The 12,083-nt window shown below is 62.9% G+C and carries 8 protein-coding genes and 2 pseudogenes; 4 read left to right on the forward strand and 6 right to left on the reverse strand.

From position 1 onward, the window contains the following. Positions 1-2: 2 nt before the first annotated feature. The gene (locus POF53_RS12280) at positions 3-1,652 is read right to left on the reverse strand and encodes a GMC family oxidoreductase (protein WP_498967895.1); all 1,650 of its coding nucleotides are present in this window, start codon (positions 1,650-1,652) and stop codon (positions 3-5) included. 239 nt (positions 1,653-1,891) lie between these two features. On the opposite strand from POF53_RS12280, the gene POF53_RS12285 reads away from it, so the two are divergent. Beyond that, the gene (locus tag POF53_RS12285; protein WP_254463959.1) at positions 1,892-2,779 is read left to right on the forward strand and encodes a LysR family transcriptional regulator; all 888 of its coding nucleotides are present in this window, start codon (positions 1,892-1,894) and stop codon (positions 2,777-2,779) included. On the opposite strand, the gene POF53_RS12290 is transcribed toward POF53_RS12285, so the two are convergent. From POF53_RS12290 to POF53_RS12300, 3 genes and pseudogenes are all read right to left on the reverse strand, one after another. After that, the gene (locus POF53_RS12290; protein ID WP_203649233.1) at positions 2,768-3,586 is read right to left on the reverse strand and encodes a sulfite exporter TauE/SafE family protein; all 819 of its coding nucleotides are present in this window, start codon (positions 3,584-3,586) and stop codon (positions 2,768-2,770) included. The two genes, POF53_RS12285 and POF53_RS12290, sit on opposite strands and share 12 nt — an antisense overlap. After that, positions 3,583-4,818: pseudogene (locus POF53_RS12295) on the reverse strand (NAD(P)/FAD-dependent oxidoreductase); the annotation flags it as partial. The pseudogene POF53_RS12295 and the gene POF53_RS12290, both read right to left, overlap by 4 nt. Before the next feature lie 83 nt (positions 4,819-4,901). Beyond that, positions 4,902-5,786 (reverse strand): MBL fold metallo-hydrolase, encoded by an 885-nt coding sequence (locus POF53_RS12300; RefSeq protein ID WP_498967897.1) that lies wholly within the window; start codon positions 5,784-5,786, stop codon positions 4,902-4,904. A gap of 245 nt (positions 5,787-6,031) precedes the next feature. Here POF53_RS12300 and POF53_RS12305 point away from each other — a divergent pair, with 245 nt between their 5' ends. Further along, a complete protein-coding gene (locus tag POF53_RS12305; protein WP_232855436.1) occupies positions 6,032-7,330 on the forward strand; it encodes a sigma-54 interaction domain-containing protein in 1,299 nt (432 codons plus the stop codon). A gap of 45 nt (positions 7,331-7,375) precedes the next feature. Here the strand turns inward: POF53_RS12305 and POF53_RS12310 are convergent, their stop codons facing one another. Continuing rightward, a complete protein-coding gene (locus POF53_RS12310) occupies positions 7,376-8,365 on the reverse strand; it encodes a threo-3-hydroxy-L-aspartate ammonia-lyase (RefSeq protein WP_475860172.1) in 990 nt (329 codons plus the stop codon). 263 nt (positions 8,366-8,628) lie between these two features. On the opposite strand from POF53_RS12310, the pseudogene POF53_RS12315 reads away from it, so the two are divergent. Both POF53_RS12315 and POF53_RS12320 read left to right on the forward strand, forming a co-directional pair. After that, positions 8,629-8,841, forward strand: a pseudogene (locus tag POF53_RS12315) (2Fe-2S iron-sulfur cluster-binding protein); the annotation flags it as partial. A 102-nt stretch (positions 8,842-8,943) separates the two neighbouring features. Further along, positions 8,944-9,579, forward strand: coding sequence for a LysE family translocator (locus tag POF53_RS12320; protein ID WP_498967900.1), 636 nt, complete (start codon positions 8,944-8,946; stop codon positions 9,577-9,579). A gap of 80 nt (positions 9,580-9,659) precedes the next feature. On the opposite strand, the gene gyrB is transcribed toward POF53_RS12320, so the two are convergent. Then, positions 9,660-12,080, reverse strand: coding sequence for a DNA topoisomerase (ATP-hydrolyzing) subunit B (gene gyrB / locus POF53_RS12325; protein ID WP_232855434.1), 2,421 nt, complete (start codon positions 12,078-12,080; stop codon positions 9,660-9,662). Between the last annotated feature and the right edge of the window lie 3 nt (positions 12,081-12,083).

A 12,083-nucleotide genomic window follows, 5' to 3' on the forward strand; every position in this document is an offset into this window, starting at 1 on the left:
GGTCAGGGCGTCGGTATCGCGCTGGCGTCGCTGAGGTTGGTCTGGGTATTGGCCCCCTTGAGGATCAGTTGTGCCGCCTTTTCGGCAATCATCAACGTGGGTGAACAGGTATTGCCGGAAACGATCTGCGGCATGATCGAAGCGTCGGCCACGCGCAAGCCTGGGATGCCATGCACGCGCAGCTGGTTATCCACAACGTCGAGCGTGCCGCTGCCCATGCGGCAGGTGCCCACCGGGTGGAAGATGGTGGTGCCGATCTGAGCGGCGGCCTGGTGCAGATCTTCGTCGCTCTGCAGGGCAGGGCCTGGCAAGTACTCGCGAGGATCGAACGCCGCCAGGGCAGGGGCCTGGACGATGCGCCGGGTGAGGCGGATGGCCTCGGCGGCGACGCGCAGGTCCTCGGGGTCACTGAGGTAGTTGGGGTCGATCACCGGCGCGGCATTCATGTCCGCCGAGCGGATGTCGATGCGCCCACGGCTCGCCGGGCGCAGGTTGCACACCGAGGCGGTGAAGGCCGGGAAGCGGTGCAGCGGTTCGCCGAAACGGTCCAGCGACAACGGCTGCACGTGGTACTGCAGGTTGGCGGTTGCCTGCTCGGGGCCTGAACGGGCGAAGGCGCCCAGCTGGCTCGGCGCCATGGCCAGCGGGCCGCTGCGGTCGTAGGCGTAGCGCAGGCCCATGCCCAGCTTGCCCCACAGGCTGTTGGCCATCTGGTTGAGGGTGCGGGTGTTGCGGATCTGGTAGATCAACCGCAACTGCAGATGGTCCTGAAGGTTGCCGCCAACCCCGGGCATATCGTGGCGTACACCGATACCCAGGTCTTCGAGCAGCTTGCGTGGGCCGATGCCGGAGCGTTGCAGAATGCCGGGCGAGCCCACGGAGCCCGCGCACAGGACGATCTCGCGGCGAGCGGCGAACTCATGCCAGGCGCCTTGCCACAAGGCCTTCACCGCCCGGGCGCGGGTGTTGTCGAGCAGCACCTGGTCGACCTGTACGTCCGTCAACACTGTCAGGTTGGGGCGCTTGAGGATGGGCCTGAGAAACGCCTTGGCCGAGTTCCAGCGCACACCGCTGCGCTGATTGACCTGAAAGTATCCACAGCCGGCGTTGTCACCCGTATTGAAGTCGCCGACCTTGGCAATGCCACTCTGCTCGGCGGCATCGCGGAAGGCATCGAGGATCGGCCAGCTGTAGCGCTGCTGCTCGACCCGCCATTCCCCCTCGACACCGTGGCTGTCGCTGGCGCCGGCGAAGTGGTTCTCGCTGGCCTTGAACAAGGGCAACACATCCTTCCACGCCCACCCGTCATTGCCTTGCTCGGCCCAGCGGTCGTAGTCGGCGGCCTGGCCACGCATGTAGATCATGCCGTTGATCGACGAGCAGCCGCCCAGCACCTTGCCCCGTGGATAACCCAGGCTGCGACCGTTCAGGCCGGGCTGGGCCTCGGTCTTGAGACACCAGTCGGTGCGTGGGTTGCCGATGCAGTAGAGGTAACCGACGGGGATGTGAATCCAGGGATAATTGTCGCGGCCACCCGCCTCGAGCAGCAATACGCGGCACGAAGGGTCGGCGGACAAGCGGTTGGCCAGCAGGCAACCGGCGGGACCGGCACCCACGACCACATAGTCGTAGACAGGATCGGCTGATGGCATGTGCAACCTCGCGCCTGATTATTATTCTTGTCCCGATCCATCTTATTGATTAATTTCGCCGAGGAAACACGAGATTTCGCGCAGCCGTTGTGCGTTTTAGCACAGCGCCATACCTGAGCCGGCCCCTTCGCGGGTAAACCCGCTCCCACAGGGTTATCGCCGAATTCAGGGTCGGCGGTGAGCCTGTGGGAGCGGGTTTACCCGCGAAAGGGCCAGCGCGAACAGCCAAAGGAACAAGCATGTTCGACTGGAACGATCTGCGGTTTTTCCTCGAGTTGCAGCGCAGCGGTCGCCTGCTTACCGCCGCCAAGCGCCTCAACACCACCCACAGCACCGTGGCCCGGCATATCGAGAGCATCGAAAAGCACCTGGGCACCGCGCTGTTCGTCCAGCACGCCCAGGGTTACGAACTCACGCCTTCCGGCCAGGCCCTGCTCAAGCATGCCGAAGCCATGGAGAACGTCGCCCTGCTGGCGCAGGAAGAAATCACCCAGGCCATCACGCCATTGGGCAAGATCCGCCTGGGGGTGACCGAAGGCATCGGCATCATGTTCTTCACCCCGCGCATGAAAGCCTTGTTCCAGCGCTACCCGGGGCTCGAAGTGGAACTGGTGGCGGTGCCGCGGTTCGTCAGCATCCTCAACCGCGAAGCCGAGATCAGCATTCACCTGGAACGCCCCAACGCCGACCTGCTGATCACCCGCAAGCTCACCGACTATCGCCTGGCCCTGTATGCCAGCCAGGATTATCTGGACCGCGCGCCACCGCTGCACAGCCGCGAAGACCTGGCCCGGCACAGCTGGATCGGCTATGTCGACGACCTGCTGTTCAGCCAGGAGCTGCTGTTCCTCAACAGTTTCTGCCGGGCGCCCAACGTGGTGTTCCGCAGCACCAGCGTGATCGCCCAGCAGCAAGCCGCGCAGGCTGGGCTGGGTATTGCCGTGCTACCCAACTACATGGCTCGCCACGACTCCAAGCTGGTGCGTGTGCTGCCCAGCGAGACCATCCAGCGCAGCTACTGGATCTGCACCCGCCGCGAGCTGCACAAGTCGGTACGCCTGCGGGTGTTGTGGGACTACCTGCTGGCGCTGTGCGCTGCCGAACAGGACGAGTTGCTAGCCGAGTAGCGCCTTGCCGGCCAGCAGTACCGCAGCGCTACAGCCCACCACGGCGAACAGCTGCTGCAGACGAGGGCCGGCCAGCTTGCTCGCCAATGGCCGCGCCAGCAAGAGACCCAGCACCGCCCCCACGGCGAACGGCGCCCCGACCCTCCAGTGCATCACCCCCGCCACGCTGGCGCTGACCACGCTGCCGGTGGACACCAGGGCGATCACCGCCAGCGAGGTGGCGACGATGCTTTTCATGTTCAGGTTGGTATAGCGGTTCAGTGCCGGGATGATCACGAAGCCACCACCGACACCCAGCAGGCCTGACAGCAACCCCGACAGCATCCCGGTGAATGCCAGCGCCCGGGCGCAGGGCAGGGTCCAACGCAAGCGCCCCTGCAGCGGGTTAAGCACACAGGGCATGATCTCCCGCTCACCACAGGGTGACTCGCCACGCAGCTCACGCGCCGCCTTGCGCCAGATCCGCAGGCAGGCGTACACCAGCACCCCGGCGAACACCAAGGCCAACGGCGTATTGGGGACTCGGTGAGCGAGCATAAGCCCGAAGGGCGCACAGGCAATCCCGATCACCGCGATAAACAGGGCCGCCCGGTAGCGCACCAGCCCCTGGCGCAGGCCGAGCACCGCACCGACCGCAGCTGCCAGCCCCACCGCCAGCAGGCCGATCGGCGCCGCCTCGACCATGCTCAGCCCCAGGCCGAACACCAGCAGCGGCACCGCGAGGATGCCGCCGCCTGCGCCGGTCAGGGCCAGCACCGCGCCAATGATCGCGCCGAGCCCGGCGCCCAGCAGTTGCTGTTCGATCACTGCTGCGCCTCGACCACCAGAGGTTGCGGCCGGGCCAACCACTCGCGGCCCTTGAGCATGGCTTTCCAGTACAGCGGCGGCAGGATCTGCGCCTTGAGCAACCAGGCCAGGCGCGTCGGCTTGCGGCCATCGAGCAGCCAGCGCGGGAAACTCGGCGCGACCTTGCCGCCATAGGTGAACTCGGCCAGGACGATCTTGCCGCGCTCGACCGTCAACGGGCAGGAGCCGTAGCCGTCGTACTGGGCCAGGGTCGACAGACGACCCAGTGCCACCAGCACATTGTTGGCCACCACCGGCGCCTGCTTGCGGGCGGCGGCGGCGGTCTTGGCGTTGCTGGTATTGGCCACGTCACCCAGCGCGTGGACATTGCCGAACTGGCGATGACGCAGGGTATGGGGATCGACATCCACCCAGCCCGCCGCATCGGCCAGCGGGCTCTGGCGGATGAAGTCAGGCGCCACCTGGGGCGGCACCACATGCAGCATGTCAAAGGCCTCGACCCGGGTCTCGGTGCTGCCGTCGGGGAGGGTACGGATGAACGTGGCGCGCTTGTTCGGACCATCCACCGCCGTCAGGCGATGCTGATAGTTCAGGTCCACGCCGTACTTGTCGATGTAGCTCATCAGCGCCGGCACATAGTCCGGTACACCGAACAGCACCGCCCCGGCATTGAAGAAGCTGGCCCTGACATTGCCCAGGTGCCCATTGCGCAACCAGTGATCGCAGGACAGGTACAGCGCCTTCTGCGGCGCACCGGCGCATTTGATCGGCATCGGCGGCTGGGTGAAGAGGGCGCGCCCCTGCTTGAGGTTCTGCACCAGTTGCCAGGTGTAGGGTGCCAGGTCGTAGCGGTAGTTGGAGGTGACGCCGTTGCGTCCGAGGGTCTCGCTCAAACCCTCGATGGCGTTCCAGTCGAGTTTCAATCCCGGGCAGACCACCAGTTGCTCATAGCTGACCGCACGCCCGTCCTCGAGCACCACCAACTGCCCCTGAGGGTCGAAGCCCTCCACCCGTGCCTTGATCCAGCGCACGCCACGGGGCAGGGTGGCCGCCATGGTCTGGGCGGTACTCGGTGCCTTGAAAACACCGGCGCCGACCATGGTCCAGCCAGGTTGGTAGTAGTGCACGTCGGCAGGGTCGATCAAGGCAATATCCAGCGACGGGTCACGGGCGATCAGGCTGGAGGCGGTGGCGATACCGGCGGCACCGGCGCCGACGATCACCACCTTGTGGTGGTCGGCACGGGAGGAATCGGCAGGGGACAGGGCAGGCATGGCGGTGTTCCTTGGAAATCTCGTTATGGGTACGGCGTGGCTTACAGCTTGTTCAGCGGGATCTTCAGGTAGCTCACACCGTTGGCTTCAGGTTCGGGGAATTGCCCGCTGCGCATGTTGATCTGCACCGACGGCAGGATCAGCACGGGCATGTCGAGGGTCTTGTCACGGGCTTCACGCATTTCGACGAAGCTCTCTTCACTGACACCTTCGTGGATATGAATGTTGTCGGCGCGTTGCTCGGCCACGGTGGTGACGTAACACAACTCACGACCACCGGGCAGGTAGTCATGGCACATGAACAGCCGGGTCTGGTCGGGGAAGGCCAGCAAGCGACGGATCGACCGGTACAGGGTCTTCGCGCTGGCGCCCGGAAAATCGCAACGGGCGGTGCCATAGTCGGGGGTGAACAAGGTGTCGCCGACGAACACTGCGGTCTCGCCCGCGTCCTCGACCATGTAACTCATGCACGCCGGAGTATGCCCTGGGGTGTGTAGGGCACGGGCATGCAGGTTGCCGATGCGAAATCCCTCTTCATCTTCGAACAGGACATCGAACTGGCTGCCGTCACGGGCAAAACCCGGCTCGGCGTTGAACAGGGTGCCGAAGACTTTCTGCACCTGGGTGATCTGCGCACCGATCGCGATGGTGCCGCCAAGCTGCTCCTTGAGGTAGGCCGCGGCGGACAGATGGTCGGCGTGCACATGAGTATCCAGGATCCATTGCACCTTGGCGTCCAGCGCCTTGACGCGAGCAATCAGCTTGTCCGCCGAATCGGTGCAGGTGCGCCCTGACTTGGGGTCATAGTCCAGCACGCTGTCGATCAGCGCGCATTGGCGCGTCTCGCCATCCATGACCAGGTAGCTGATGGTCCAGGTCGCCTTGTCGAAGAATGCTTCGACGTGAAGGTTGTTGCCGATGATCATTGCACTCTCCAGTTATCCCAGGCCTCCTTGAAGGCATAGGCAGTGGAGGGTGCTTTATCAAGATACATGCCAGCCTTTCAGATAGGACGCCGCCCCCTTGTAGGAGCGGCCTTGTGCCGCGATGGGCTGCGCAGCAGCCCCATTCCAACCAACCAAAGGTGACAGTTCCTGGCAGTCGACTGTCAGCCAATGGCAGTGTTTGGCAGTCCTTGCTACCCTCGCCAGGTCCTTCATCTGGTGCTGTCATGCTAGCCGCTTCCCATCCCGCGATCCTCGCGCTGGTGTCCTACCTCGAACACGATGTCCTGCCCAGTATCGTGTTGGACACCGACTACAACATCCTGGCTGCCAACGCGGCGTACCGTCGCCAGTTCGGCAACGAGGAGCACGCGCCGATCGGCGAAAAATGCCACCGGGTCTCGCACCACTATGCCGTGCCCTGCGACCAGGCCGGGGAACATTGCCCACTGCGCAAATCGCTGGACAGCAAGGTGCCGGAGCGCGTGCTGCACATCCATCACACCCCGCGAGGGCCGGAACATGTGGATGTAGAGCTGCGCCCGATCCTCGATCACGAGGGCAGGGTAGTGGCCTTCGTCGAACGCCTGACCAGCGTCACCCTGGCATCGGCACAACCTCAACAACAAGGACTGGTTGGCCGGGCGCCAGCTTTCAAGACCGCCGTGGCCAGTTTGCAACGTGCAGCCCCTGCGCAGATTCCGGTACTGCTCCAGGGCGAGTCGGGCACGGGCAAGGAGCTGTTCGCCCGCGCCTTGCACCTGGGCAGCCCCCGAGCCAATGGTCCCCTGGTGGTGGTGGACTGTACCGGGCTGACCGAGTCGTTGTTCGAGAGTGAACTGTTCGGCTATGAGAAGGGCGCCTTCACCGGTGCGACCCAACGCAAGATCGGCCTGGCCGAAGCCGCTCACGGTGGCACCCTGTTCCTCGATGAGATCGGTGAAGTACCGCTGGCGATGCAGGTGAAGCTGCTGCGCCTGATCGAGTCCGGCAGCTTCCGCCCGGTCGGCAGCACGCGCACGGTCCATTCGGACTTTCGCCTGGTCTCGGCCACGCACAAGCCATTGAAAGAGATGGCCGCCGAAGGGACGTTCCGCGAAGACCTGTATTACCGCATCAGCGGATTCCCGATTCGCCTGCCATCACTGCGTGAGCGGGTCGAGGATTTGCCGTTGCTCTGTGAGAGTCTGCTGCAACGCATGGCCGGCAAGCACTCGCCCAAGGTTACCGCCGAAACACTCTCGTGCCTCAACCTGCATACCTTCCCAGGCAACATTCGTGAGCTCAGGAACATCCTGGAACGGGCCAGGCTGTTTGCCGATGACGGTTTCATTCGTCCGGAACATCTGCCCGAAGACATCCATCCGATGTCAGATCAGGGCCACTTGCGCAGTCGGGGGCGCAAAGAAATGGCCGACCTGGCGCACGCCCTGGAGACCTTCAAAGGATCACGCAACGAACTGGCAGCACATCTGGGCATGAGTGAACGCACGCTGTATCGGCGACTCAAAACCCTCGGGCTGTAAATGTTCCACGTGAAACATCCCGAGGATTTGAGTCGTTACCTCCTGTCAGCGGGGCGCGGCGCCCTCGGCTTCGAGTAGCAAACGCGCATAGTGCTGCAGGTCGACGTTGCCGCCGGTGAGGATGACCCCGACTCGCTTGCCCCGCAGCCGTTCGCGCAGCTTCACTACCGCTGCTGCCGCCAGGCAGCCGGTGGGCTCGACCAACAGGTTCATGCGCTCAGCCAGAAAACCCATGGCCTGCAGCAACTCCGCGTCCGATACCGTGACCATGTCGCTCACCAGCTGCTGGATCAATGGAAAGGTGATCGTCCCCAGCGACTGCGACTGCGCGCCATCGGCCAGGGTCGCTGGCGTGTCGATGCTCACCAGTTTGCCGGTGCGGAAGGACTGCTGACCGTCGTTGCCGGCCTCGGGTTCGACCCCGATCACTTCGCAGTCGGGGCTGCGTAAATGCGCCGCCAGGGCACAGCCGGAAATCAGCCCACCGCCGCCCACCGGTACCAGCAATACGTCCAGCGGGCCAGTCTCCTCGAACAGCTCGAGCGCCGCGGTGCCTTGCCCGGCGATCACATCCGGGTGATCGAACGGAGGGATCAGCGTGTAACCGTGATCCAACTGCAACTGACGGGCGATGGCGAGACGGTCTTCGCGGTAGCGGTCATAGGCGACCACAGTGGCACCGTAGCCTTCGGTGGCTGCCCGTTTTGCCGCAGGGGCGTCGGCGGGCATCACGATCACCGCCGGCATACCCAGCTCCCGGGCGGCGAGGGCGACGCCCTGGGCGTGGTTGCCAGACGAATAAGCGACCACTCCGCGTTGCCGGCTGGCCGGATCGAGCCGCATCAGCGCATTGAGCGCGCCACGAATCTTGAAGGCGCCCATGCGCTGAAACTGTTCGCACTTGAAGAAGACCTGCGCATCAACCCGGGCGTCGAGGGTGGAGGAGGTGAACACAGGAGTACGGTGGACATGGCCTTGCAGGCGATCGGCTGCGGCTTGCACGTCCTGGACTGTAGGTAGCGATTGTTCGGTCATGGCGATTCCTTGGCACGAAGACACGCACGGCAGCCAGATTAGCTGCCGTGCGCGTGTTTTACGAGAGGTTGTGCCTCGCGTCTCGCTGATCAGTGGGTCGAAGCCGCCACTAACTGGTTGAGATGACTGACACCGCCCATCAGGGTGCCGCCCCGGGTTTCAAAACCGACCATCCCTTTCCAACCGGTGTACTGGATCGCGTCGACCAATGCCGGGAAATTGAGGTTGCCGCGGCCCAGCGCGCTGGCGAGTTTCGACCCGGGCGCGGCAGCCTGATCGACACGCTGCTCGACGCAGGTCATCTGGTCTCGTTCAGCTGCCGGGAAGGGGTGTGCGGCTCCTGCGAAACCACTGTGCTGGAAGGCACGCCCGACCACCGCGATTTCGTGCTCAGCCCCGCCGAGCGGGAGGCGGGGAAGACGATGATGATCTGCGTGTCGGGTTGCAAGTCGCCTCGCCTGGTGCTGGACCTGTAAAGACCGCCGGTAATCGCAAGCGGTGCCGGCCATTCATGAGCAGGGCAACTATCTGTTACAGTCCGTCGAATCTATGTGGTGTTTCACAGGAGATGTACAAGGATGTCGCTTCACGAATGGTTCGGTTTTGTCGTCGTCGCCATGCTGGTTACCCTGACCCCAGGTCCCGGAGTCATCATGGCGTTGTCCAACTCGGTGGCCTACGGACCGCGACGGGCGATGCTCGGCTCAGTCGGCAACGCCTTCGGCTTGCTGGCAATCTCGGCCGCCACCAGTGCCGGGTTGGGGGTGGTGCTACAGGCGTCCGCCACGGCCTTCCTGCTACTCAAGGTGCTCGGCGCGAGCTACCTGATCTACCTGGGCATCAAGCAGTGGAGGAGCCGCACCAGCGCCTTCGACAAACTCGACCAGCCGGCCGGGCGCGCCTCCACCAATAACAGGCTGATGCTCAACGGCGTGACGGTGGCGCTGACCAACCCCAAGGCGATCCTGTTCTTCGCAGCGTTCCTGCCGCAGTTCATCCGTCCGGGCAGTGATTCGACCGTGCAGCTGGGCATTCTCGTACTGACCTTCGCGGCCTGCTCGATCGTCTCCCACGCCTTCTATGTGACCCTGGCCCAGGTGCTGCGTCGCAAGCTCGCCTCGCCGAACCGTGCGAGGTTGATGAACCGGCTGTTCGGCGCCTCGTTCGTGGCGCTGGGAGCGAGCCTGTTCACCGTTCAGGCGAAAGTTGCCTGAATATCAGTCATACCTGCTGATTCAAAAAAAAGCCAATACTCGCGTATTGGCTTTTTTCTTTTGCGTGTCCGACCGAAAGATCAGAAGTCCAGGTTGGACACCGACAGCGCGTTGCTTTCAATGAAGTCGCGACGCGGTTCGACCGCATCACCCATCAGGGTGTTGAACAGCTGATCGGCGGCGATGGCGTCCTCGATGGTCACCTTGAGCATGCGGCGCACGGTCGGATCCATGGTGGTTTCCCACAGCTGGTCCGGGTTCATCTCACCCAGCCCTTTGTATCGCTGGATGGTATGGCGCTTGGTGCTTTCGTTCATCAGCCAGTCGAGGGCTTCCTTGAACTCGGTAACTGCCTTGCGACGTTCGCCACGCTGAACATAGGCGCCGTCGCCCAGCAAGGTACCCAGCTTTTCACCCAGGGCAACGACAGTCTTGTAGTCATTGCTGCCGAAGAAGTCACGGTTGAAGGTGACATAGCTGGCCAAACCATGGGATGTCGTTTCAACGACAGGCAGCCAGAGGTTGCGCTCCTTGTCCTCATGCAAGTCGGCTTTATAAACCAGACCGGAGCGCTGGCTGTTATCCAGGCGCTGCTGGAACGCCTTCAGCCAATCGTCCATCTGCGCCTTGTTGGCCAGTTGCTCGAGAGAAACCTTATTCAGGTAGATGAAGTGCTCGGTCAGCTCTTCCGGGTACAGACGCGACAGACGCTTCAACGTCTTCATCACACCGCGGAATTCATTTACCAGGGCTTGCAGCTGAACACCGGAGACGGCTGGCGCAGCTTCGTCCAGGTGCAGGCTGGCATCCTCAAGGGCCGACTGGGTCATGTATTCTTCCATGGCCTCGTCGTCCTTGATGTACTGCTCCTGCTTGCCTTTCTTCACCTTGTACAGCGGTGGCTGGGCGATATAGATGTAGCCACGCTCGACCAGCTCCGGCAATTGACGGAAGAAGAAGGTCAGCAGCAGGGTACGGATGTGCGAACCGTCGACGTCAGCATCGGTCATGATGATGATGTTGTGATAACGCAGCTTGTCGATGTTGTACTCTTCGCGGCCGATGCCACAACCCAGTGCGGTGATCAGCGTGCCGACCTCCTGGGAAGAGATCATCTTGTCGAAGCGCGCTTTCTCGACGTTGAGGATCTTGCCCTTGAGCGGCAGGATCGCCTGGGTGCGACGGTTACGGCCTTGCTTGGCCGAACCACCTGCGGAGTCACCCTCCACCAGGTACAGTTCGGAAAGGGCAGGGTCCTTCTCCTGGCAGTCGGCCAGTTTGCCCGGCAGGCCAGCGATGTCCAGCGCGCCTTTGCGGCGAGTCATCTCACGGGCCTTACGCGCCGCTTCACGGGCACGGGCAGCGTCGATCATCTTGCCGACCACCGCCTTGGCTTCGTTGGGGTTCTCCAACAGGAAGTCGGCGAAGTACTTGTTCATCTCCTGTTCCACGGCGGTCTTCACCTCCGAGGAAACCAGCTTGTCCTTGGTCTGCGAGCTGAACTTCGGATCCGGCACCTTGACCGAGATGATCGCGGTCAGACCTTCACGGGCGTCGTCACCGGTGGTGGCGACCTTGTTCTTCTTCGCCAGACCTTCCTGCTCGATGTAGCTGTTCAGGCTACGGGTCAGCGAGGAACGGAAACCGACCAGGTGGGTACCACCATCGCGCTGGGGAATGTTGTTGGTGAAGCACAGCAGGTTTTCGTTGAAGCTGTCGTTCCACTGCAGGGCGACTTCGACACCCACGCCATCGTCACGCTGGACGTTGAAGTGGAAGACCTGGGAATTGACCGGGGTCTTGTTGGTGTTCAGGTATTCAACGAATGCGCGCAGGCCGCCTTCGTACTTGAAGAACTCTTCCTTGCCGCTGCGCTCGTCCTTCAGCAGGATGCCAACACCCGAGTTCAGGAACGACAGCTCGCGGATACGCTTGGCGAGAATGTCCCAGCTGAAGTGGATGTTCTTGAAGGTTTCAGCCGAGGGCTTGAAGTGGATGTGGGTACCGGTGGTTTCGCTTTCACCGACGACCGCCATGGGTGCCTGTGGCACACCATGGACGTAGGTCTGTTCCCAGATCTTGCCGCTACGACGAACGGTGAGCACCAGTTGCTCGGACAGGGCGTTCACCACCGAAACACCTACGCCGTGCAGACCGCCGGATACCTTGTAGGAGTTGTCGTCGAACTTACCGCCGGCGTGCAGGACGGTCATGATGACCTCGGCTGCGGAAACGCCTTCTTCTTTATGCACGTCGACTGGAATGCCACGGCCGTTGTCACGGACGCTGATGGATTCGTCCGGGTGAATGATGACGGTGATGTCATCGCAGTGACCGGCCAGGGCTTCGTCGATCGAGTTGTCGACCACCTCGAACACCATGTGGTGCAGGCCGCTGCCGTCATCGGTGTCGCCAATGTACATGCCGGGACGCTTGCGTACGGCATCCAGCCCTTTCAGCACCTTGATGCTGGAGGAGTCGTACGTTTGATTTTCGCTCATGCC

The organism is Mitsuaria sp. RG (genome assembly GCF_028369275.1).
Taxonomy (GTDB): Bacteria; Pseudomonadota; Gammaproteobacteria; order Pseudomonadales; family Pseudomonadaceae; genus Aquipseudomonas; species Aquipseudomonas peradeniyensis.

Bases quoted from the DNA above. Each gene is read 5' to 3' on its own strand.
- POF53_RS12305 (WP_232855436.1), top strand. From the start codon at position 6,032: ATGCTAGCCGCTTCCCATCCCGCGATCCTCGCGCTGGTGTCCTACCTC.
- POF53_RS12320 (WP_498967900.1), top strand. From the start codon at position 8,944: ATGTCGCTTCACGAATGGTTCGGTTTTGTCGTCGTCGCCATGCTGGTT.
- POF53_RS12285 (WP_254463959.1), top strand. From the start codon at position 1,892: ATGTTCGACTGGAACGATCTGCGGTTTTTCCTCGAGTTGCAGCGCAGC.
- POF53_RS12300 (WP_498967897.1), bottom strand. From the start codon at position 5,786: ATGATCATCGGCAACAACCTTCACGTCGAAGCATTCTTCGACAAGGCG.
- POF53_RS12310 (WP_475860172.1), bottom strand. From the start codon at position 8,365: ATGACCGAACAATCGCTACCTACAGTCCAGGACGTGCAAGCCGCAGCC.
- POF53_RS12280 (WP_498967895.1), bottom strand. From the start codon at position 1,652: ATGCCATCAGCCGATCCTGTCTACGACTATGTGGTCGTGGGTGCCGGT.
- gyrB (WP_232855434.1), bottom strand. From the start codon at position 12,080: ATGAGCGAAAATCAAACGTACGACTCCTCCAGCATCAAGGTGCTGAAA.